Origin of the sequence: Lentzea tibetensis (assembly GCF_007845675.1) — a bacterium.
In the GTDB taxonomy this organism is placed as follows: domain Bacteria; phylum Actinomycetota; class Actinomycetes; order Mycobacteriales; family Pseudonocardiaceae; genus Lentzea; species Lentzea tibetensis.
Map to the genome: position 1 here is coordinate 163,467 of NZ_VOBR01000006.1, position 21,677 is coordinate 185,143.

Annotated in this window: 25 protein-coding genes; 12 read left to right on the forward strand and 13 right to left on the reverse strand. The window is 70.0% G+C overall.

Annotation, left to right across the window (positions count from 1 at the left end; genetic code table 11):
- Positions 1-6 precede the first annotated feature (6 nt).
- From pnuC to FKR81_RS11225, 3 genes are read left to right on the forward strand one after another with little or no spacing between them, the layout of a single operon-like run.
- Positions 7-648: a nicotinamide riboside transporter PnuC gene (pnuC, locus tag FKR81_RS11215; protein ID WP_222598225.1), complete on the forward strand. Its 642-nt coding sequence runs from the start codon at positions 7-9 to the stop codon at positions 646-648.
- Entirely contained in the window at positions 606-1,715 is a 1,110-nt protein-coding gene (locus FKR81_RS11220) for an AAA family ATPase (protein WP_222598226.1), read from the forward strand. The genes pnuC and FKR81_RS11220 overlap by 43 nt, the downstream gene beginning before the upstream one ends.
- Positions 1,716-1,730: 15 nt before the next feature.
- Positions 1,731-3,092 carry a YibE/F family protein gene (locus FKR81_RS11225; RefSeq protein WP_186762906.1) on the forward strand — a complete coding sequence of 454 codons (1,362 nt, stop codon included), beginning with the start codon at positions 1,731-1,733 and terminating at the stop codon, positions 3,090-3,092.
- On the opposite strand, the gene FKR81_RS11230 is transcribed toward FKR81_RS11225, so the two are convergent.
- Positions 3,013-3,366: a DUF1304 domain-containing protein gene (locus FKR81_RS11230; protein WP_146350940.1), complete on the reverse strand. Its 354-nt coding sequence runs from the start codon at positions 3,364-3,366 to the stop codon at positions 3,013-3,015. The two genes, FKR81_RS11225 and FKR81_RS11230, sit on opposite strands and share 80 nt — an antisense overlap.
- A 17-nt stretch (positions 3,367-3,383) precedes the next feature.
- Here FKR81_RS11230 and FKR81_RS11235 point away from each other — a divergent pair, with 17 nt between their 5' ends.
- Positions 3,384-4,220, forward strand: a complete 837-nt coding sequence (locus tag FKR81_RS11235; protein ID WP_146350941.1) for a spermidine synthase — start codon at positions 3,384-3,386, stop codon at positions 4,218-4,220.
- On the opposite strand, the gene FKR81_RS11240 is transcribed toward FKR81_RS11235, so the two are convergent.
- The 4 genes from FKR81_RS11240 to FKR81_RS11255 form a co-directional block, all read right to left on the reverse strand.
- A complete protein-coding gene (locus FKR81_RS11240; protein ID WP_146350942.1) occupies positions 4,200-4,466 on the reverse strand; it encodes a hypothetical protein in 267 nt (88 codons plus the stop codon). The genes FKR81_RS11235 and FKR81_RS11240 overlap by 21 nt on opposite strands.
- Positions 4,467-4,560: 94 nt before the next feature.
- Entirely contained in the window at positions 4,561-5,193 is a 633-nt protein-coding gene (locus FKR81_RS11245) for a hypothetical protein (RefSeq protein ID WP_146350943.1), read from the reverse strand.
- Complete coding sequence (gene hisS / locus FKR81_RS11250) at positions 5,190-6,440, reverse strand: histidine--tRNA ligase (RefSeq protein ID WP_146350944.1); 1,251 nt, start codon at positions 6,438-6,440, stop codon at positions 5,190-5,192. The genes FKR81_RS11245 and hisS overlap by 4 nt, the downstream gene beginning before the upstream one ends.
- A 5-nt stretch (positions 6,441-6,445) precedes the next feature.
- Positions 6,446-7,138, reverse strand: coding sequence for an MBL fold metallo-hydrolase (locus tag FKR81_RS11255; RefSeq protein WP_146350945.1), 693 nt, complete (start codon positions 7,136-7,138; stop codon positions 6,446-6,448).
- Between the two features lie 119 nt (positions 7,139-7,257).
- Here FKR81_RS11255 and FKR81_RS11260 point away from each other — a divergent pair, with 119 nt between their 5' ends.
- The 6 genes from FKR81_RS11260 to FKR81_RS11285 all read left to right on the forward strand — a co-directional run bounded on the left by FKR81_RS11260 (position 7,258) and on the right by FKR81_RS11285 (position 11,905).
- A complete protein-coding gene (locus FKR81_RS11260) occupies positions 7,258-8,118 on the forward strand; it encodes a peptidylprolyl isomerase (RefSeq protein WP_146350946.1) in 861 nt (286 codons plus the stop codon).
- Between the two features lie 277 nt (positions 8,119-8,395).
- Positions 8,396-8,632, forward strand: a complete 237-nt coding sequence (locus FKR81_RS11265) for a hypothetical protein (protein WP_146350947.1) — start codon at positions 8,396-8,398, stop codon at positions 8,630-8,632.
- A gap of 52 nt (positions 8,633-8,684) precedes the next feature.
- On the forward strand, positions 8,685-9,212 hold the full coding sequence (locus FKR81_RS11270; protein ID WP_146350948.1) for a MauE/DoxX family redox-associated membrane protein: 528 nt from the start codon (positions 8,685-8,687) through the stop codon (positions 9,210-9,212).
- 16 nt (positions 9,213-9,228) lie between these two features.
- Entirely contained in the window at positions 9,229-9,759 is a 531-nt protein-coding gene (locus FKR81_RS11275; RefSeq protein ID WP_146350949.1) for a hypothetical protein, read from the forward strand.
- Positions 9,759-11,558, forward strand: coding sequence for an ABC transporter ATP-binding protein (locus FKR81_RS11280; RefSeq protein ID WP_146350950.1), 1,800 nt, complete (start codon positions 9,759-9,761; stop codon positions 11,556-11,558). Before FKR81_RS11275 ends, FKR81_RS11280 begins: the two co-directional genes overlap by 1 nt.
- The gene (locus FKR81_RS11285; protein ID WP_146350951.1) at positions 11,555-11,905 is read left to right on the forward strand and encodes a S24/S26 family peptidase; all 351 of its coding nucleotides are present in this window, start codon (positions 11,555-11,557) and stop codon (positions 11,903-11,905) included. Before FKR81_RS11280 ends, FKR81_RS11285 begins: the two co-directional genes overlap by 4 nt.
- Here FKR81_RS11285 and FKR81_RS11290 read toward each other — a convergent pair.
- Positions 11,889-14,189, reverse strand: coding sequence for a RelA/SpoT family protein (locus FKR81_RS11290; protein ID WP_146350952.1), 2,301 nt, complete (start codon positions 14,187-14,189; stop codon positions 11,889-11,891). The genes FKR81_RS11285 and FKR81_RS11290 overlap by 17 nt on opposite strands.
- A 231-nt stretch (positions 14,190-14,420) precedes the next feature.
- On the opposite strand from FKR81_RS11290, the gene FKR81_RS11295 reads away from it, so the two are divergent.
- Together FKR81_RS11295 and FKR81_RS43480 are read left to right on the forward strand one after the other, a co-directional pair.
- Positions 14,421-14,726, forward strand: a complete 306-nt coding sequence (locus FKR81_RS11295) for a hypothetical protein (RefSeq protein ID WP_146350953.1) — start codon at positions 14,421-14,423, stop codon at positions 14,724-14,726.
- A gap of 408 nt (positions 14,727-15,134) precedes the next feature.
- A complete protein-coding gene (locus tag FKR81_RS43480; protein ID WP_186762908.1) occupies positions 15,135-15,386 on the forward strand; it encodes a hypothetical protein in 252 nt (83 codons plus the stop codon).
- On the opposite strand, the gene FKR81_RS11305 is transcribed toward FKR81_RS43480, so the two are convergent.
- The 7 genes from FKR81_RS11305 to ruvC all read right to left on the reverse strand — a co-directional run bounded on the left by FKR81_RS11305 (position 15,375) and on the right by ruvC (position 21,562).
- Positions 15,375-15,893, reverse strand: coding sequence for an adenine phosphoribosyltransferase (locus tag FKR81_RS11305; protein WP_235921458.1), 519 nt, complete (start codon positions 15,891-15,893; stop codon positions 15,375-15,377). The two genes, FKR81_RS43480 and FKR81_RS11305, sit on opposite strands and share 12 nt — an antisense overlap.
- Positions 15,890-17,050, reverse strand: coding sequence for a protein translocase subunit SecF (secF, locus tag FKR81_RS11310; RefSeq protein WP_146350954.1), 1,161 nt, complete (start codon positions 17,048-17,050; stop codon positions 15,890-15,892). The genes FKR81_RS11305 and secF overlap by 4 nt, the downstream gene beginning before the upstream one ends.
- Before the next feature lie 5 nt (positions 17,051-17,055).
- A complete protein-coding gene (secD, locus tag FKR81_RS11315) occupies positions 17,056-18,828 on the reverse strand; it encodes a protein translocase subunit SecD (RefSeq protein ID WP_146350955.1) in 1,773 nt (590 codons plus the stop codon).
- 128 nt (positions 18,829-18,956) lie between these two features.
- Entirely contained in the window at positions 18,957-19,322 is a 366-nt protein-coding gene (yajC, locus tag FKR81_RS11320; protein WP_235921459.1) for a preprotein translocase subunit YajC, read from the reverse strand.
- Positions 19,323-19,395: 73 nt separating this feature from the next.
- Entirely contained in the window at positions 19,396-20,409 is a 1,014-nt protein-coding gene (gene ruvB / locus FKR81_RS11325) for a Holliday junction branch migration DNA helicase RuvB (RefSeq protein WP_146350956.1), read from the reverse strand.
- Entirely contained in the window at positions 20,406-20,990 is a 585-nt protein-coding gene (ruvA, locus tag FKR81_RS11330; protein WP_146350957.1) for a Holliday junction branch migration protein RuvA, read from the reverse strand. The genes ruvB and ruvA overlap by 4 nt, the downstream gene beginning before the upstream one ends.
- The gene (ruvC, locus tag FKR81_RS11335) at positions 20,987-21,562 is read right to left on the reverse strand and encodes a crossover junction endodeoxyribonuclease RuvC (protein ID WP_146350958.1); all 576 of its coding nucleotides are present in this window, start codon (positions 21,560-21,562) and stop codon (positions 20,987-20,989) included. The genes ruvA and ruvC overlap by 4 nt, the downstream gene beginning before the upstream one ends.
- Positions 21,563-21,677: the final 115 nt, after the last annotated feature.

The following is a 21,677-nucleotide window of genomic DNA, read 5'->3' on the forward strand; positions in this document are numbered from 1 at the left end:
GACCGCGTGTCACTCGTTGACGTGATTCTGGTGCCGTTCCACTCGACGGCCTTCACGGCGTTCGGCGCAGCGACCAGCTGGGGCGAGGTCGCCGGCTTCGTGACCGGCGCGCTGTGCGTGTGGCTCGTGGCCGTGCAGAACGCCTGGAACTGGCCCATCGGCATCCTCAACAACGTGGCGTTCCTGCTGTTGTTCTGGTCGAGCGGGCTGTTCGCGGACTCCGGGCTGCAGGTCGTCTACATCGCGCTCGCGCTGTACGGCTGGTGGGCGTGGCTGCGCGGCGGCGACGAGCACACGGCGCTGCCGGTCAGCCGGACGACGCCGCGCCAGTGGCAGGGCCTGCTCGTCGCGGGAGTGCTGGGAACGGCTTTGCTGTACTGGGTCCTGGTGTCCTACACCGAGTCGACCGTGCCGTTCTGGGACTCGATCACCACGGTGCTGTCGCTGCTCGCCACCTGGGGCCAGACCCGCAAGAAGGTCGAGTGCTGGTGGTTGTGGATCGCCGCGGACGTGATCTACGTGCCGCTGTACGGCTACAAGTCGCTGTGGCTGACCGCGATCCTCTACGTCGGCTTCATGGCGTTGTGCGTCATGGGGTTGCGCTCGTGGACGAAGTCGCTGCGCTCGGCCGAGGCGGTCCCCGCGTGAAAGAGTTCGACCACGCACTGGTGCTCGGCAAGTTCTACCCGCCGCACGCCGGGCACCACCACCTGATCTCCGCCGCGGCCGCGCGATCCGAACGCACGACCGTCACGGTGCTCGGGTCGAGCTGCGAGTCGCTCTCGATCTCCGACCGGGTGGCGTGGCTCCGGTCGGCGCACGCGGACACACCGGGCGTGGTCGTGCTGGGAGACCTCGACGACCACCCGATGGACTTCCACAGCGACACCGTGTGGGAGCTGCACGTCGGCGTCACCCGCGCGGTGCTGGGACGGCGCGCGATGCTCGACGGTGACGCGTCGAAGGCCGCGGTCGACGTGGTGTTCTCCAGCGAGGCGTACGGCGACGAGCTGGCCAAACGCCTCGACGCGCGGCACGTGCTCCTCGACATCGACCGCACGGCGTTCCCGGTCTCGGGGACGGCCGTGCGCGCTGACACGCGTGCCCACTGGCACCACCTCGCCCCCGCCACCCAGGCCGGGCTGGCGTGCCGCGTCGTGGTCGTCGGCGCGGAGAGCAGCGGCACGACGACGCTCTCACGCGCGCTGGCGGAGCACTTCGGCGCACCGTGGGTGCCGGAGTACGGGCGTGCGCACACCGAGGCCAAGCTCGTTGCGGCGCAAGCGTTCTCACCTGGCGCCACAGTGGACGATCTGGTGTGGACGGTGGGCGACTTCGAGGACGTCGCGGTCCGGCAGCAGGCCTGGATCGACGCGGCCGCCACGGCGCCGCTGGTCGTGTCGGACAACGACGCGTGGGCCGCCTCGATCTGGTGTCAGCGCTACCTCGGGACCGCCCACCCGCTGCCGCCGGGGACGCCGCCGCACCTGTACCTGCTGACCGACCACGACGGCGTGCCGTTCGTGCAGGACGGCTGGCGCGACGGCGAGCACCTGCGGCCGTGGATGACCGGTCTGTTCGCGTCCTCGCTCGACGAGCTGGGCGTGCCGTGGGTGCGGATGACCGGGTCTTTCGACGAACGGCTCGCGCGGGCGGTGGCCGTGTGCGAGGAGTTGCTGGACCGGCACTTCCGGTACGCGCCACCGAAGGGCTGACCCGGATGGGGGAAGATGGCGTCCGTGGGACACGGACACGGACATTCCGCGGCTGACCCCGCTTCGGCGCGGGTGCGCCGGTTGTTGCTGATCCTGCTGGTGCCGGTGGTGCTGGCGACGGTGGTCGGCGCGCTGCTGCTGTACCCGTTCGGCAAGGAGCAGAAGACCGGCGCCGACGTCGGGCTGACCCAGATCCCGGTGCGCGCGGTCGTCACGGCCATCGTCGACGGCGGGTGCGGTGAGAACTGCATCGCGGTGACGGTGAAGATGACCGACGGCGACGCGGCCGGGCAGAGCGTGCCGGTGGCGTTCCAGAAGCAGCTGGCCGCGCCGACGTTCACGGTCGGTGACGAGGTCGTCCTCTCGTACAGCGGGCAGCAGCCGCAGCTCGCCGAGTCCTACCGGCTCGTCGACTTCCAGCGCGGATGGCCGCTGGCGCTGCTCGCGGTGCTGTTCGCGCTGGCCGTGCTGCTGCTCGGCAGATGGCACGGCCTGGCCGCGCTGGGCGCGCTGGTGCTGAGCTTCGTGGTGCTGGTGCTGTTCGTGCTGCCCGCGATCATCGCCGGGGAGAGCCCGCTCACCGTGGCGGTCGTCGGCGCCGGGCTGATCATGTTCATCGTCCTGTACCTGACGCACGGGATATCCGCCCGCACGTCGACGGCCGTGCTCGGCACGCTCGTGTCGCTGGCCCTGATCGGCGTGCTCGGCGCGTTGTTCTCCTACTTCGCCCGGCTGACCGGCCTGGACGACGAGACCACCAGCCTGATCGCCCTGCTCGGCACCCCGATCGACACCCGAGGACTGCTGCTGGCCGGCGCGATCATCGGCGCGCTGGGTGTGCTCGACGACGTCACCGTCACGCAGACCTCCGCCGTGTGGGAGCTGCGGCGCGCCAACGCGTCGTTGTCGTGGCGCGAGCTGTTCACCGCCGGGTCGCGGATCGGGCGCGACCACATGTCGTCCGTGGTCAACACGCTCGTCATGGCCTACGCCGGTGCCGCGCTGCCGTTGCTGCTGGCGTTCTCGCTCTCCGGCCGGTCACTGGCCGAGATCCTCACCGCCGAGCAGGTCGCGCAGGAGATCGTGCGCACGCTCGTCGGCAGCATCGGGCTCGTCGCGGCGGTGCCGATCACCACCGCGCTCGCCGCGTTCGTCGCTTCACGCCAGGACGTTCCGGACGCGGAGCCTGTTGCTGTTGCTGTCGCCGAGCCCGTTGTCGAGCCGGAACCAGCTCCCAGTGCGTCAGGCCGGATCGAAGGCCACCTGTTCGACCCGGCGAAGGGTCCGTGGGAACGCCCTAAGAGGCCAGCAGCACCAGCAGGAGGGCGGCGGCGCCGGGCAGAACCTGGACGAACAGGATCTTCCGGCTCGCGGTGAGCGCGCCGTAGATGCCGGCGACGATCACGAAGACCAGGAACAGGATCGTGGCCGGGGTGTCGTCCCTGACCAGCCCGTAGACCAGGCCGGCCGCCAGGAAGCCGTTGTAGAGGCCCTGGTTGGCGGCGAGCGCCTTGGACTCCTTCGCGAACTGCGGCGTCAGGTCGAACGCCTTGTGACCGCGCGGGGTGTCCCAGAGGAACATCTCCAGCACCAGGATGTAGACGTGGATGAGCGCCACCAGGGCGACGAGGACGTTTGCCGCGATCTGCACGGTGCGACAATAGACCCGTGGGACGACAACGGCGCGAAGCCGAGACGATCAGCGAGCCGATCGACTCGGGTATCGCCGAGCTCGTGCCCGATCTGGGCGGCCGGCAGTCGTGGACGTTGCGCGTCAACGGAACCCCGCAGTCGCATGTGGACCTGGACGATCCGACGTACCTCGAGTTCGAGTACGTCCGGCGCCTCGGCCACGTCGTCGACCTGACCGCGCCACGCCGTGTTCTTCATCTCGGTGGTGGCGCTCTCACACTTGCCAGGTACGTCGCGGCCACGCTCCCACGGTCGACGCAGCAGGTCGCGGAGATCGACGCGGGCCTGATCGCCTTCCTGCGCCGCTCCCTGCCCGTGCCCCCAGGCGTGCGCATCAGCACCGGCGACGCGCGCGCCGTGCTGGCCCGCGCCCGGCCGGGCAGCTTCGACCTGGTGATCTCCGACGTGTTCGCCGGCGCCCGCACGCCCGCGCACCTGACGTCGATCGAGTACGTGACGCAGGCCAGCGCCGCCCTCGGCGACGACGGGATCTTCGCGGCCAACGTCGGCGACGGCGGGCCGTTGACCTTCGCGCGCGCCCAGGCCGCGACCGTCGCGGCTGTCTTCCCGCACGTGTGCGTGATGGCCGAGCCCGGTGTGTTCCGGGGACGGCGGTTCGGGAACTTCGTGATACTCGGGTCGCGGATCAGCCTGCCGCTGCCTCAGCTGATCCGGGCTACCGCCGGTGACCCGTTTCCCGGGCGGGTGGAGCACGGGACCGAGCTGAGCCGGTTCATCGGCGGGCTGCCGCCTACGACCGATGCGACCGCGACCAAGTCCCCTGCCCCGCCTTCAGGCCTCTGGGGCACCTGAGGACGACTCGCTGAGCCACGCCTCGCACCACTGGCCGAACACGACCCGGCCGCCGTCCCGCCCGGCCAGCGGCACGAGGTCGATTTCGTCGGCCCGGTAGTCCTGCCAGACGGCGGCGCGCTCCGGCCCGCTGACGACCAGCCAGTGCCGGTACGCGCAGCCCCTCGTGGGGCAAGACGGAGCGGTAGTCCTCGGGGAGCTCACGCCGAACTGCTGCTCGGCCTCGGCCAGCTCGGCGGCCGTCACGGCTGCTCGAGCTCGAACCGGTGGCCGAGTGCGCCGAACACCTCGTGCACCCCCGGAGCCAATGCCGTCACGCGGTCGCGCACGCCGTCCACCGTCAGTCCAGCGAGGTCACGAACTTCGACACGGCGTCCGGGTGGAGCTTCTGCGCCATCCGGCCCGTCGGAGCCAGCGACCCCAGCCGGTACAACGGCCGGTCCGCGGCCGCCATCCCCCGCGCCTCGGCCCGCAGCTGGGCCACGAGCAGCTCGGAGAACACCAGCCCAGGCGTGTCACCGCGGCTGGCGAGGACGTCCGCGAGCTTCCGCAGCTGGAAGATGCCCTGCTCACGGCCGCCGGTGCCGGCGTAGATGGCGAGCGCGATGTTGATCGCCTTGCCGCCGCCGCGCACGAACAGGCCGACGGTGCGGCTTCCGCGCATGTCGGTGACCAGCAGGTCGAGCTGGGTGGCGGTCTTCAGGTCCACCGACCGGGTGCCGAACGCGCGGACGTGCACCGTGGTGCCCTCCAGCCACACGTGGCGGCGGGCCTCGGACAGGGCGAGCAGCAGCAGCGGCAGCGCGATCACGCCCGCCGTGATGAGGCCCGCGACGCTGCCGCCGATCAGGCCGACCACGCCACCGAACGCGGCGGCGACCATCACTGCACCGATGGCCACCATGCGGGCGCGCTTGCGCACTGTGGAGGGGTCGAGCAGGTCGAGCGGCAGGCGTTCGGCGGGATCGCTCACAGCGCGTCCTGGACGGCCGTCACGACGTCTGCCAGCGGCACCGACGTCTGCGTGCCGGTCGCCAGCTCCTTCAGCCCGATCGTGCCCTCTGCCAGGTCGCGCTCGCCGAGCACCAGCGCGAACCGGGCGCCGGACTTGTCGGCCGCCTTCATGGCGCCCTTCATGCCCCGTCCGCCGTACGCGATGTCCACGCGCACACCGGCCGCGCGCAGCGCACCGGCGATGCCGACCATCCGCGCCTTCGCGGCGTCACCGAGAGGCACGCCGAAGACCTCGCAGCGCGCCAGGTCGCCGGGCACGATGCCCTCGGCCTGACAGGCGAGCAGCGTGCGGTCGACGCCGAGGCCGAAGCCGACACCGGACAGCTCCTGGCCGCCGAGCTCGGCCATCAGGCCGTCGTAGCGGCCACCGCCGCCGATGCCGGACTGCGAACCGAGGCCGTCGTGCACGAACTCGAACGTCGTCTTCGTGTAGTAGTCGAGGCCGCGGACCATGCGCGGGTTCTCGGTGAACTTCACACCGAGCTCGTTCAGGTACGCCTTCGCGGCCTCGTAGTGGTCGCGGCACTCCGCGCACAGGTGGTCCACCATCAGCGGTGCGTCGGCGACCAGTTCGCGCACCTCGGGACGCTTGTCGTCGAGCACGCGCAGCGGGTTGAGCTCCGCGCGCTGGCGGGTCGCCTCGTCGAGCGGCAGCGCGAAGAGGAACTTCTGCAGCCGGTCGCGGTAGGCGGGACGGCAGTTCGAGTCGCCCAGCGACGTCAGCTCGAGCCGGTAGCCGGTGAGCCCCAGCGCGCGGAAGCCCTCGTCCGCGACGGCGATGACCTCGGCGTCCAGTGCCGGGTCGTCGACGCCGATGGCCTCGATGCCGAGCTGCTGGAGCTGCCGGTAGCGGCCGGCCTGCGGGCGCTCGTAGCGGAAGAACGGGCCCGCGTAGAACAGCTTCACGGGCAGCTGGCCGCGGTCGAGGCCGTGCTCGATGACCGACCGCATGACGCCCGCGGTGCCCTCGGGGCGCAGCGTCACGGACCGGTCGCCGCGGTCGGCGAAGGTGTACATCTCCTTCGAGACGACGTCGGTCGACTCACCGACGCCGCGCTTGAACAGCGCGGTGTCCTCGAAGATCGGCAGCTCGATGTAGCCGTACCCGGCGCGCCGCGCGGAGGCCGCGAGGGTGTCGCGGACCGCGAGGAAGGACGCGGAGGTCGGCGGGAAGTACTCGGGAACGCCCTTGGGAGCGGAGAACACGGTTTCTACAGTCCTCGGTGAGGTGCGGCCGGGGCGCTGCCGAGCTGAACCAGGAAGGGGTTCGTCGCGCGCTCGCGGCCAATGGTCGTCGTCGGTCCGTGGCCGGGGAGCACCACCGTGTCGTCGGGCAGCGTCAGCACCTTGTCGCGCAGTGACGCCAGCATCCGGCGGTGGTCTCCGCCCGGCAGGTCGGTGCGTCCGATGGATCCGGCGAAGAGGGTGTCACCCGTGATGCACAGGCGGCCGCCCTCCTCAACCCCGGAGCGGAACATCACCGACCCGCCGGTATGGCCCGGCGAGTGGTCGACGCTCAGCTTCAGCCCGGCGAGGTCGAGGTCGACGCCGTCCTCCAGGAGCTCCACGGAACGCGGCTCGCGCATCTCGACGCCGCCGAAGAACGCGCGCGACTCCTGGCTCAGCCCGAGCAGGGGGTCGTTCAGCATCGCCTTGTCGTCCGGGTGGATCCAGGCGGGGATGTCGTTGCCGTCGCAGACCGGCGTCACGGAGAAGGTGTGATCGAAATGACCGTGCGTCAGCAGCACCGCCACCGGGGAGAGCCGGTGCTCGCGCATGGCCTCCCTGATCGGCTCCTCGGCGTCCTGACCGGGGTCGACGATGACGCACGGCTCGCCCGCACCAGCAGCCAGGACGTAGCAGTTGGCCTGCAGGGCGCCGGTCGGGAACCCGATCACGAGCACTGGAACTACCTCCCTGTTTCCCGTCAGCCTAGCCACCACACAAAGCTCATATGCGCAGGCCCTAGACTTCGCAGCCGACCACCCATGTGTACGACGCATCATCCCTGGGGAGGGAGCACGTGCCGAACAACGAGCAGCGCCGCGCGGCCGCCAAGCGCAAGCTGGAGCGCCAACTCGTCCGCCGAGTGGAACGGGCGAAGAAGCGGCGCACGGTCGCGATCATCGCCACGGGTCTTGCCGTGGTGCTCGTCGCTGGCGGCGTGTACTTCCTCGCCACCTACGACTTCAGCAGCGGTGACGCGGCGGCATCCGAGACGACGCCACCGGCGCCGATCACCATCCCGACCGAGATCAAGCCGCTGCCCAAGCGGCCCACCGCTCTCGCCGAGAAGGTGACCTGCGAGTACCGCAAGGAAGAGAACCCGGCGAAGCAGGTCAACCTGCCCGGCACGGCCGACGTGCCCGCGACCGGCACCGTCAACGCCACGCTGAAGCTGGGCCAGGGCGAGGTGCCGATCACGCTGGACCGCGCGCTGGCGCCGTGTGCCGCGAACAGCTTCGAGTCGCTCATCAAGCAGGGCTACTTCGACGGCTCGCCGTGCCACCGCATGTCGACCAAGGGCCTGCAGATGCTCCAGTGCGGTGACCCGACGGGCACCGGCACCGGCGGCCCCGGCTACAAGTTCGACAACGAGGTGTGGCCGGAGCTGACCTACGGCCGCAGCTACCTGGCGATGGCCAACTCGGGTCCGGACAAGACCGACCCGAACAAGGGCACGAACGGCAGCCAGTTCTTCATCGTCTTCGGCGAGGCGGGGCTCTCCCCCGACTACACCGTGTTCGGTCAGGTCGGCGAGGCCGGCCTGAAGATCATCGACGACATCGCACGCGCCGGCGACGACGGCTCGTTCGACCCGTCGCCCGGTGGCGGCAAGCCGAACAAGGAAGTCAAGATCGAGAAGGCTTCCGTCGTCCAGTAAGGACGCTCGACAACCAGAAGGGCCCGGTGCGGTGTGCGCACCGGGCCCTTCTGTCTTCCCCGTGGCACCAAGGTTGCCAGTCGCCGCTGACGTTTCGCTGTCGCCGACTGACATCTTGATCAGAACCCGTTCCCCCGCGCCCGCGGCTGCGCTAACTTGGCGCTACCTGGGGGAAACAGGGAGTACGTGCCAACGCTGTTTCGCTGTGAAGCGAAGCGGCGTTGTTCGACGTGCGCCCTGTCACGCCTCCAGTCCGAACACGACATGGGGAGGCGAAGTGACCAAGACGATTTCCAAGATCGGCGACAAGGTGCTCGGCCTGTTGCTGAACAAGTCCGACGCGGGTGCCTGCCGGGTGTGCCCCGGCCCGTGCGGCGAGGTGCCCGCGGAGCGCGTCTGCTACCAGGGCCGGGAGTACCAGCTCTACTGCCGCGGCATCTACACCTGCGACTGCGGCTGCGTGCCGGACCGCAGCCAGCCCTGTCGCGGCGTGCCGACCGGCCGCTCCTGCTGATCGGTGTGACGGCCGGGGCCTCGCGCCCCGGCCGTTCCCAAGGGGGAAGATCATGGACTACCTGCAGCTGTGCTGCCGTGCGCTGGTGGGCGTCGTGTTCACCCTGGCCGTCGCGGGAAAGCTGCGCGGACGGGCCGAGCTCGCCGCCTTCGTCGACTCGCTGGGCGGGTTCGGCTGGTTCGCACCCCGTGTCCGGCCGTGGGTGGCCGCCGCGGTGATCGCGGTCGAAGCGGTGACCGTCGTGCTGCTCGCGCTGCCCGGCACCGTGCGCGCCGGGTTCGTGCTGGCCGCCGCGATGCTGGCCGCGTTCTCCGGCGGCGTCGCGCTCGCGAAAGCCCGCGGCCGCGAGGTCCGGTGCCGCTGCTTCGGCTCGGACGGCGGGCTGATGGGGCGCCGGCACCAGATCCGCAACGGGCTGCTGTTCGCGGTGTCCCTGCTCGGGCTGCCCGGCACCGCCGCGACGCCCCGGCTCGACCTGCTCGCGCTCGCGGTCGGCGCCGGTGTGCTCGGCGCGATCCTGCTGGCGCACTGGGACGACATCGTGTTCGTGCTCCGACGCCCGGCCCATCACCACCACTGACCCACGGGGGATCGAAGTGCTCGCTGTTCTCACCGCCGCCGTCTCGGCGTGCGTCGTGCTGACCCTGGTCAACCTCGTAGTGCTGTTCGCGGTGGTCCGCCGCCTGCGCGAGCAGCCGCAGACCGAGGGACCGCAGATCATGGCCGTGCCGCGCAACACCGCGGTGCTCCCGTTCGAGACCACGACCGCGGACGGCGCGACGATCACCGAGAAGGACGTCTTCTCGGGTGTCGTCGCGTTCGTGACGCCCTCCTGCGGAGCCTGCAAGGATCTCGTGAACGCGTTGCGCGATCACGATCCCGAGCTCTTCTCACCGCTGCTGCTGGTCGTCATGGGGGAGCTGACCGACGAGATCCGCGACGTCGTCGCGGCGCTCGACGGTGCCGTCCAGGTCGTCGCAGGCCCGGCGACCACGGCGGTGAGCACGGCGTTCGGCGGGATCGAGAGCTTCCCCAGCGTCGTCCGCGTCGACGGCGGCGTGGTGGGCGCGAGCGGCGTGCGACTGGACGCCGTGCTGGCCATTCAGGTCCCGGTCGGGATGCTCTGATGCACGGGTCGGCTCTCGCCGCGATCCGGCTCACCTGGCGCGCAGCTCGCGCGGGCACGCTGGTGACCGTCGCGATCGCGGCGCTGAGCGGCGCGGCCGTGCCCGTGGCCGGCTGGCTCGCGAAGCTGCTGATCGACGAGGTGGCGCGCGGTGGAGACGTCGACAAGGCGGTCGCACTCGCCGTCGTCGCGACGCTGGCGGGCACCGTCGCGGGTGTCCTGACCTACGTCGGCTCGTACGTCACGGCACGCGTCCAGCGGTCGGTGAGCCTGCACGTCCAGGACGAGCTGTGCGCGACGACGAACAGCCTGATCGGCCTGCGCTACTTCGAGAACCCGGCGTTCCACGACCGGGTCAGGCTCGCCGCGCAGGCGGCGCACGGCGCTCCCGGCACCGTCACGGACTTCGGGCTCGAGGTCGTGCGCAAGGTGTTCACGATCGCCGGGTTCCTCGGCGCGATGCTGGCCATCTGGCCGTTCATGGCCCTGCTGCTGCTGATCGCCGCGATTCCGGCGTTCGTCGCGCAGCTGATGATCGCCCGGCGCAACGTGGAGATGATCGAGGCGATGACCTCGACGATGCGCAGGCAGAGCTACTACCAGATGCTGATCACCGAGGGCGACGCGGCGAAGGAGGTTCGCCTGTTCGGGCTCGGTGACCTGTTCCGCTCCCGGATGCGCAGCACGCTCGCCGAGACCACCGGCGCGGAGCTGGCCGTGCGGCGCAGGAGCACGATCACCGAAGCCGGTTTCGCGGTCCTCAACGCGGCCGTCGCGGCAGTCGGCACGGCTGTCGTGGTGGTAGGCGCGATTCGCGGCACCGTGACGCTCGGTGACGTGTCGCTGTTCATCGCGGCCGTGGCGAGCCTGCAGGGCGCGTTCACGTCGTTGATCATGCAGTTCGCGCGCGTGACCGAGGCGCTGCGACTCTTCCGGCACTACGTCGACCTCGTCGGGTCCACATCGGACATGGCCGACGGCACTCGGCCGGTTTCCGCGCTGCGCAAGGGGATTGAGCTGCGCGACGTGTGGTTCCGGTACGACGAGGACGGTCCGTGGGTGCTGCGCGGCGTGACGTGCACGATTCCGTTCGGCGCGACGGTCGGACTGGTCGGCGCGAACGGCGCGGGCAAGAGCACGCTCGTGAAGTTGTTGTGCCGCCTGTACGACCCGGACCGCGGCACGATCCACTGGGACGGCGTGGACATCCGCGAGCTGACCGTCGCGCAGCTGCGTGAGCGGATCGCCGCGGTGTTCCAGGACTACATGAGCTACGACCTGAGCGCGGCCGAGAACATCGGCATCGGCTCGCTGCCCGACCTGGACGACCGCGCCAAGATCCGTTCCTCGGCACAGCTCGTGGACATCGACGAGAAGATCTCCGGCCTCGCCAACGGGTACGACACGTTGATCAGCCGGATGTTCATCGACCCGTTCGGCGGCGGGGGCGGCGGCGTCAACTTCTCCGGCGGGCAGTGGCAGCGGCTCGCGATCGCGCGGTCGCTCATGCGGACCGACGCCGACCTGCTGATCATGGACGAGCCCAGCGCCGGTCTCGACGCGACCGCCGAGCACCGGCTCGGCACGACGCTGCGGGAACGCCGGGCCGGTCGCACCAGCCTGCTGATCTCGCACCGCCTCAACACGATGCGCGACGCCGACGTGATCGTCGTGCTGTCCGGCGGGCGGATCGCCGAGCAGGGCAGCCACGACGAGCTGATGGCGGCCGACGGCGAGTACTCCGGGCTGTTCCGGCTCCAGGCCGAGCACTACCAGGACGACCGGGTCGTCCTGCCGTGATCGGGTTCCTGCGCAGGCGGTTCATGCTCGTCACCGTGCGCGGCGACAGCATGATGCCGACGCTGCGGCCGGACCAGCGCGTGCTGGTGCGGCTCGGCAGGCCGTTCAGCGCCGACGACGTGGTCGTGTTCCGGACGGCCGCCGAGCACGTCTCGCTGATGATCAAACGCGTGGCCGCGGCACCGGGTGAGGCCGTCCCCGACGACATGAGGGACGTCGTCGGGGACGTCGTCGTCCCCGACGGGTTCGTGCTCGTGCGCGGCGACAACCCGCTGTCCGTCGACTCGCGGACCTTCGGCTACCTGCCCGCCGACGCGGTCGTCGGTCTGGTCAGGACGCCGAAGTGACCCGGTAGACGTCGTACACGCCCTCGACGCTGCGCACCGCCTTGAGCACGTGCCCGAGGTGCTTCGGGTCGCCCATCTCGAACGAGAACCGCGACACCGCGACCCGGTCGCGCGACGTGGTGACCGAGGCCGAGAGGATGTTGACCCGCTCGTCCGCCAGCACCTTCGTGACGTCGCTGAGCAGCCGGTGCCGGTCGAGCGCCTCGACCTGGATCGCGACCAGGAAGACGGACGACGCAGACGGCGCCCACTCGACGTCCAGCAGCCGCTCGGGCGAGCCCATCAGGTCGTCGGCGTTCGTGCAGTCCGTGCGGTGGACGCTGACGCCGCCGCCGCGGGTGACGAAGCCGAGGATGTCGTCGCCCGGCACCGGGGTGCAGCAGCGGGCGAGCTTGACCCACACGTCGCCCGCGTCCTTGACGATGACGCCCGCGTCGCCGGTCGCGCGCCGACGGGTGACCGTGGACGGGGTGGCGCGGTCCGCCAGCTCCTCCTCGGCGTGCTCGACGCCGCCGAGCTGGGCGACGAGGCGCTGCACGACGTGCCGCGCGGACGTGTGGCCCTCGCCGACCGCCGCGTACAGCGCGCTCATGTCCGGGTAGTGCAGTTCCTTGGACAGCGCGGCCATGGAGTCCGCGCTGACGAGGCGCTGGAGCGGCAGGCCGACGCGACGCACCTCCTTGGTGATCGCCTCCTTGCCCTGCTCGATCGCCTCTTCCTTGCGCTCCTTGGCGAACCACTGCTTGATCTTCGCCTTGGCGCGCGGTGACGCGACGAAGGACAGCCAGTCGCGGGACGGGCCCGCGCCCTCGGCCTTCGACGTGAAGATCTCGACGACCTCGCCGTTCTCGAGCTTGCGCTCCAGCGCGACCAGGCGGCCGTTGACGCGGGCACCGATGCAGCGGTGGCCGACCTCGGTGTGCACGGCGTAGGCGAAGTCGACCGGCGTGGAGCCCGTGGGCAGCGTCTGCACGTCGCCCTTGGGCGTGAACACGAAGATCTCGCGCGCGGCGAGGTCCCAGCGCAACGACTCCAGGAACTCACCGGGGTCCGCTGCCTCGCGCTGCCAGTCGAGGAGCTGCCGCATCCAGGCCATCTCGTCGATCTCGACGGACTTGCCGTTGTGCGTGCCCTTGGTCTCCTTGTACCGCCAGTGCGCGGCGATGCCGTACTCCGCGCGCTGGTGCATCTCGTGCGTGCGGATCTGCACCTCGAGCGGCTTGCCGTCCGGCCCGATCACGGTGGTGTGCAACGACTGGTACACGCCGAACCGCGGCTGCGCGATGTAGTCCTTGAACCGGCCGGGCATCGGCTGCCACAGCGCGTGCACGACACCCATCGCGGCGTAGCAGTCGCGCACCTCGTCGACCTGGATGCGCACGCCGACGAGGTCGTGGATGTCGTCGAAGTCGCGGCCCCTGACGATCATCTTCTGGTTGATCGAGTAGTAGTGCTTCGGCCGTCCCTCGACCTTGCCGACGATCCGCGCGGCCTCCAGCTGCGTGGACAGCTCGGTGATGACGGTGCCGAGGTACGTGTCGCGCGACGGGGCGCGGTTCGCGACGAGGCGGACGATCTCGTCGTACTTCTTCGGCTGCAGGATCGCGAACGCGAGGTCCTCCAGCTCCCACTTGACGGTCGCCATGCCGAGGCGGTGCGCCAGCGGCGCCAGCACCTCGAGGGTCTCGCGGGCCTTGCGCGCCTGCTTCTCCGGCGGCAGGAACCGCATGGTGCGCATGTTGTGCAGCCGGTCGGCGAGCTTGATGACCAGCACGCGCGGGTCCTTGGCCATCGCGATGACCATCTTGCGGATGGTCTCCGCCTCGGCTGCGGCGCCGAGCTTGACCTTGTCCAGCTTCGTGACGCCGTCCACGAGCCGCGCGACCTCGTCGCCGAAGTCCTCGCGCAGCTGGTTCAGCGAGTAGTCGGTGTCCTCCACGGTGTCGTGGAGCAGCGCCGCCACGAGCGTCGTGGTGTCCATGCCCAGCTCGGCCAGGATGGTCGCCACCGCGAGCGGGTGCGTGATGTAGGGGTCGCCGGACTTGCGGCGCTGGGGCCGGTGCTTCTCCTCGGCGACGTCGTACGCGCCCTGGAGCAGAGCGAGGTCCGCCTTCGGGTGCAGGTCGCGGTGCACGGCGGCGAGTGGTTCGAGAACCTGCTTCACGGGTGCCGCGCGCTGAGCTGTGATCCGGCGGGCGAGCCTCGCGCGGACACGCCGGGTAGCGGACGGTTGAGCTGCCCTGGCGGGGTCAACCGTCGTAGCGGGTTCGATGTCTTGACTCAACCCCACGCTCCTCGGGTCTACGGGTACCGAGGATAACCCGCTTGTCGTCGTGAAAGTTCGTCCGGGGCGATGAGCGGCGTGGCTCACACGTCGAACGCATGGCCGTGTTCCGCTGAGCCGATCAGGGCAACCGCTCACGAATGCACCACTCACGCAGTGTCAGTGGCCCGTCAGGCGGGCGTCGGCAGGGGTGAATACCCTTCGGGTTCACGATCTTTCCGGGGGATTTCCATGGCTTCGCCGACGCCCAGACTGTCCTACGTGCTCTGCCTCGCCTGGGCCGTGCCATCGATCTTCGTCACGCTCGGTGCGTTGTGGGTGACGGCCGGCGTGCCCGTCACGCTCAGGCTGGTGATGGGGCAGCTGTGGCTCGGGGTGATCCCGTGGCTGGTGTCGGCGTTCGTCACCTGGGACCACTTCAAGAACAAGCGGCCGCGTCACTGGCAGCTGGCGCTCGTCCCGCTGCCGTTCTTCCTCACGACGTTCTTCGTGGTGTCGCTGGCCGCCGGACTCATCGCGGCGGCGCTCACCAGGTAGGACCGGCCACGAGCTCTTAGGATTCGTACTCTCGATCACCACTGGGGGAACCGATGACCACCGATCCCGCTTCGCCCGCGCCGCAGCCCGAGCAGCAGACGCCCGAACATCAGACGCAGTACCCGGCCGCACAACCGGTCGGGTACACGCAGCCGGCGCCCGAGGCCGCCCAGTACCCGGAAGCTCAGTACCCGGAAGTGGCTCAGCACCCGCAGGCTCAGCCGTACCCGCAGTACCCGGCTCAGGCGTACGCGCAGCCCTATCCGGGTCAGCCGCAGCCGTACCCCGGCCAAGCCGTACCCAGGCCAGCCGTACGCGCCTCCAGGAGGACCGGGCTACCCGCCACCGGGCTACGCCTACGGCCAGCCGTACCCGCAGCCTCAGACGGGCAGGACGTCGTTCGGCATCGTGCTGGCCGCCGCACTCCCCTGGCCGGTCGGCATCCTGGTGCTGATGTTCGCCGCGCTGGGCGCACCGGACGACCCCGGAGCCGCGGGCAGGCTGGTGGGCTTCATGATGTTCCCGTGGCTGGGCGCTGCGTTCTTCACGTGGCTGATCTTCCGCCGCAAGCGGGTGAACTTCTTCGTCCTGCTCGCCGTGACGCTGCCGTTCTTCTTCCTGCTGTTCGGCTTCGCCGCGGCGGGAAGGCTAAACGGCTAGCAACGCGTTGACCTCGCGGCCGGCCAGCCTGGCGCGGCCGTCGAGCGCGGTGATCTCCAGAACCACGGACACGCCGGTCACGATGCCGCCCGCCCGCTCCACGAGCTGGCAGGCGGCCTCAGCCGTGCCACCGGTGGCGAGCACGTCGTCGACCACGACGACGTGCTGGCCGGGGTGGATCGCGTCGGCCGGGAGCTCCAGCGTGGCCTCGCCGTACTCCAACGCGTAGGAGACGCGGTCCGCGACCACGGGCAGCTTGCCCGGCTTGCGCAGCGGCACGACGCCGTAGCGCCAGCCGTATCCGAGTGCGGCACCGAGCAGGAAGCCGCGTGACTCGATCGCGGCGATCAGCTGGGTGGACTCGGCGAGCTTGTCCTGCAACGCGTCGACCACGGTGCGCAATGCGTCCGGATCCGCGAGAACCGGCGTGAGGTCCCGGAAGACGACCCCCGGCTGGGGGAAGTCCGGGACCTCACGCATCAGTCCCAGTGCTTTGTCCAGCTTCAACGCTGCTTCTTCCCCGAGGGGCGTCCGCGGCGGACATCGGCGGACTTCGCGGTGCGCGAGGGCACGCTGGCCGCAGCGGCCATCGCCTTCTCGCGGCGCAGGTCGGCGTCCAGCACCTCGTCGTCGGACGACTCGATCTCCGACTCCGACGCGGCGGCAGCCGACACGCCCTTGGCGCGGCGGGTCTCGACGCGCTTGGCCTGCGCCTTGTACTTCGGGTCGCGGTTCTTCAGGTCCACCAGCACCGGCGTCGCGATGAAGATCGACGACAGGGCGCCGACGAACATACCCGTGAGCTGCACCAGCGCGAGGTCCTGCAGCGTGCCGACGCCGAGCACGACCACGCCGACGATCAGCAGGCCGATGACCGGCAGCAGCGCGATCAGCGAGGTGTTGATCGACCGCATCAGGGTCTGGTTCAGCGCGAGGTTCGCGGCCTCCGCGTACGTGCGGCGGGTCAGGCCCAGCAGGCCTCGGGTGTTCTCCTTGACCTTGTCGAACACGACGACCGTGTCGTACAGGGAGAAGCCGAGGATGGTGAGCAGACCGATCACCGTCGCGGGCGTGACCTCGAAGCCGATGAGCGAGTACACGCCCGCCGTGATCACGACGTCGTGGAACACCGCGACGAGCGCGGCGATCGCCATGTGCAGCTCGAAGTACAGGGCCAGGAACAGCACGACCGCGATGAAGAAGACGATGAGCGCGATCACCGCCTGCTGGGTGATCTCACCGCCCCACGACGCGCTGACGGCGCTGTCGCTGATCGAGCCCTGACCGCCCTTGGGGTTGAGCTTGGTGGCCAGCTCCGTCTTCAGCTTCAGCACCTGCGCGGTGTCGAGCGCCGAGGAACGGATCTGGATGCTGGCCGAGTCGCCGGAGCCGACCTTCTGGACCGCGGCGGGCTCCTGGCCGAGCGCGGACTTGAAGGCGGCCTCGACCGAGCCGACCTCGATGGGCGCGCTGGTGGCCGACACCGCGGCCATCTGCACCTTGGTGCCGCCCTTGAAGTCGATGCCCAGGTTGAAGCCCTGGAAGACCATCGAGCCGATGCAGATCAGCAAGATGATCGCCGAGGTGGTGTACCAGCGCTTGCGCTTGCCGACGATGTCGAACGCGCCGTTGCCGACGTACAGGCGTGAGAGCAAGGATCCCATGATCGTCAGGCCTCCTTCACGGCGGTCTTGGCCGTAGTCGAGGCGCGGTGCGATGCGCCTTCACGCGCTGCGCCACCCAGGCCGGAGAACTTGGGGTTGGACAGGAACTTGGAGTGCGACGCCATCGCGACCAGCGGATGCGTCACGAGGAACACGACCACGAGGTCGAGGACCGTCGACATGCCCAGGGTGAACGCGAAGCCCTTCACCTGGCCGACCGCGATCACGTACAGCACGGCGGCGGCGATGAAGCTGACCGCGTCCGCGGACAGGATCGTGCGGCGGGAGCGGACCCACGCGCGCGGCACGGCCGAGCGGAACGTCCGGCCTTCACGCACCTCGTCTTTCAGTCGTTCGAAGAAGACGATGAACGAGTCGGCCGTGATACCGATCGCGACGATGAACCCGGCGATGCCCGCGAGGTCGAGCGTGAACCCGATCCAGCGTCCGAGCAGCACCAGCACCGCGTAGATGATCAGCGCCGAGAGACCCAGCGACAGGATCGTCAGGATGCCGAGCAGGCGGTAGTAGAACATGCAGTAGACGAACACCAGCGCCAGGCCGATGCCGCCCGCGATCAGGCCCGCCTTCAGGTACGTGAGACCCAGGGTCGGCGAGATCGTCTGCGCCTCGGAGGTGCCGAACGACAGCGGCAGCGAGCCGTACTTCAGCACGTTCGCCAGGTTGTCGGCTTCCTTGCGGGTGAACTTGCCGGAGATCTCGGTGTTGCCGCCGAGGATCGCGGACTGGATGTTCGGCGCGGAGACCACCTTGCCGTCGAGCACGACGGCGACCGGCTGGTTGACGTTGGCGGAGGTGAACTTGCCCCACTTCTCGCCGCCCTCGGACTTGAAGGACAGGTTCACGACGAAGCCGGCGCCCTGCTGGTTGTTCGTCGCGACCGCGTTGTCCACGTCCTGGCCGGTGAGCCGGGAGAACGTCGAGAAGTCGTCCTTCTTGACGGCCGGGTCGTCGGTGTCGACCGGAGCGAGGATGTACTTGAACTCGCCCTTCTGGTCACACGCGACGAGCGGGAGCTTCAGGTCGTCGTTGCCGATCAGCGGGTCCGGCTTCGTGCAGTCCAGCATGGCCGCGGCCTGCTGGAGGATGTTCTGGTCCACGCTCTGGCGCAGCGCACGCGCGGCCTGGATCTCCTCCGCGAGCTTCGGGTCGGTGCCCGGCGCGACGGACGGCGGAGTGGACGGCGCGGTCGAGGACGGCGGCGCGGTCGACGAGGACGGCGGCGGTGTGCTGCTCGACGGCTGGCCCTGGAGCGCCGGAGCGGGGCGGCCCTGCGGCGGCGCGCTCGACGACGGCGGGGCGACGCTCGACGACGGGTTGCCCGCCGACGGAGGCGTCGAGGGCTCCGGCTGCTGCGGCTGCGGCTGCACGCCCGCCGGGATCGGCTGGCTCAGCACCTTGCGGAACGCCAGGAAGGCGGTCTGGCCGAGGCTCTTCGCACCCTCGCTGTCCGCGCCGGGAACGGTGATGACGAGGTTCGTGCCGTCACGCACCACCTCGGCGCCCGAGACACCGAGACCGTTCACGCGGGTCTCGATGAGCCCGCGCGCTCGGGTCAGCGCTTCTTCACTCGGTTGCCCGCCGTCCGCGAGGCGCGCCGTCAGGGTGACGAGCGTGCCGCCCTGGAGGTCGATTCCGAGCTTGGGCTTGGCCGAACCGTTGCCGGTGAAGAACACCAGTGCATAAAGCGCGACCACGATGAGGACAAAACTCGCCAGATACTTCGCGGGGCGAATTTGCCCGGCCGGAGGTGCCACGATCCGTCCGTCTCCTAGTGCTGATGGTTGTCGAGCGCGAAGACTATCCCGCGCCGCGTGAGCTGCGCGTCACTACCTGGAGTTGGCGGTGTTCACATTTGCCAACTCCAGGTGGACGCGTCCCGACTCTACTTCTTGGCGTCGTGCTCGAGCGGCTCGGCGATCTGCGCGGTGGATTCGGGGGCGGTGGTCTCCTCGACCTCGTCTTCGGTCTCGTCGACCTCGTCGGTCTCGATCACCTTCTCGCGGATCGCGGCACGCAGCCACGTCGTGACCACTCCGTCCGCGATCTCGATGTCGATGGTGGTGTCGTCGCTGGCGTCCGCGATCGTGCCGTAGAGGCCCGACGTGGTCATGACGCGGTCACCCGCTTCGAGCGAGTTCTGCAGCTGCTGCTGCTCGGCCATCGCGCGCTTCTGCTTGCGGGCGCTGAGGAACAGCGGCACAGCGAGCAGCACCAGCAGCAACGGGAACATCAGGGACGAAAGGTTCATCATTCTCCGTTCAGGCGGACGCGAGGGATTTCCACGTCCGATATGTCTGGGTGCTGACGCCGATTCTGCCAGCTCACCAGAGCTGATCACCGGCGGGCGGCTCCAGCCCGAGGTGCAGCCACGCGGCCGGGGTCGCCACGCGCCCACGCGGCGTGCGGGCCAGCATGCCAGCACGCACCAGGTAAGGCTCACACACCTCCTCGACCGTGGTGGGTTCCTCCCCCACCGCGACCGCCAGCGTGGACACCCCGACCGGGCCTCCGCCGAACGACTTGACCAGCGCGGACAGCACCGCGCGGTCGAGCCGGTCGAGGCCGAGCTCGTCGACGTCGTAGACCTCGAGCGCCTGCCTCGCGATGTCCATCGTCACGCTGCCGTCGGCCCTGACCTCGGCGAAGTCGCGGACGCGGCGCAGCAGCCTGTTCGCGATGCGGGGCGTGCCGCGGGACCGTCCGGCGATCTCGGCGGCGCCGTCGTCGTGCAGGTCGACGCCCAGGATCTTGGCGCTCCTCTTCACGATCAGGTCGAGGTCGCGCGCCTCGTAGAACTCCATGTGGGCGGTGAAACCGAAACGATCTCGCAACGGACCCGTTAGCGAACCGGAGCGCGTGGTGGCGCCGACGAGGGTGAACGGCGCGATGTCGAGCGGGATGCTCGTCGCGCCCGGCCCCTTGCCGACGACGACGTCGACCCGGAAGTCCTCCATCGCGAGGTACAGCATCTCCTCGGCCGGGCGGGCCATCCGGTGGATCTCGTCGATGAACAGGACGTCGCCCTCGACCAGGTTCGACAGCATCGCCGCCAGGTCACCCGCGCGTTCCAGCGCGGGACCGGACGTGATCCGGATGGCGCTGCCCAGCTCGGTCGCGATGATCATCGCGAGGCTGGTCTTCCCGAGCCCGGGAGGGCCGCTGAGCAACACGTGGTCCGGTGGCGAACCCCTGCGCAGGGCACCGTGCAGCACCAGTTCCAGCTGCTCGCGGACGCGGTGCTGCCCGACGAACTCGTGCAGGTCGCGCGGGCGCAGCGTGGTCTCGACGTCGCGCTCGGCCGGCACGGCGTACGGGGAGAGCTCCTCGTCGCTCACTTGCGCCCCAGCGTGGCGAGCGCACGCCTGAGCACGGCGCTGGTCGACTGCTCGGGGTTGTCCGCGAGCACGGAGTCGACCGTGGACTCGGCGGACTTGGCCGGGAAGCCCAGCCCGAGCAGCGCCTCGACGACGTGCTCGCGCACCACGCCGTTCGCGACCGGCGAGTGGGCGGCCGGGAGCGCGCCGACCTTGTCGCGCAGCTCGATGATCAGGCGTTCGGCGCCCTTCTTGCCGATGCCGGGCACCTGGGTGAGCACGGTGATGTTGCCCTCGGCCAGCGCGTGGCGCAGCTTGTCCGGTTCGAGCACGGCCAGCGTCGCCAGCGCGAGCCGCGGCCCGATGCCGCTGACGGTCTGGAGCAGCCCGAACAGCTCGCGCGCCTCGACGTCTCCGAAGCCGAACAGGGTGAGCGAGTCCTCGCGGACGACCAGTGTCGTCGCCAGGTGCGCCTCTTCTCCCCTGCGCAGCGAGGCGAGCGTGCTGGGCGTGGCCTGCACGGCGAACCCGACCCCGCCGACCTCGACGACCGCGTGGTCGAGCCCGACCGACTGCACCTGACCGCGCAGTGACGAGATCACCGGCCACCTCCCTGCTTCGCTGCTGCCTCGGCGATTCTCGCGCGATGCGTCCTGGCCAGTTCGTCCGCCCTGCGCTGCGCCTCTTCGAGCCGGTTGCGCATCGGCGCGCGCCAGTGGTGGCAGATCGCGAGCGCCAGCGCGTCCGCCGCGTCCGCCGGCTTCGGCGCTGTCTTGAGGCCGAGCAGCTTCGTGACCATGGCGGTGACCTGGGCCTTGTCCGCGCGGCCCGATCCGGTGACCGCGGCCTTGACCTCGCTCGGCGTGTGGAAGACGACCGGCAGGTCCCGCCTCGCCGCCGCCAGCGCGACCACGCCGCTCGCCTGCGCGGTGCCCATCGCGGTGCGCACGTTGTGCTGGCTGAACACCCGCTCGATCGCGACGACGTCCGGCCGGTGCCGCTCGAGCCAGCGTTCGACCTCGTCGGAGAGCAGGAGCAGCCGGACGGCGAGGTCCGCGTCGACCGGGGTGCGCACCACGTCCACCGCGACGCACCGCACCGTCCGGCCGGGACCTCCGTCGACGACGCCGAACCCGCACCGGGTCAGACCGGGGTCAACCCCGAACACACGCACCAGCCCACTCCTTCACGAACACTCGTTCGAACCTTAGAGCCTCCCCTCTCCCCCACCTCCCCCGACACGCCTCGGACTGGCTCGACCGCGAGAGCGGTACCTCCGTTCGCCGTAG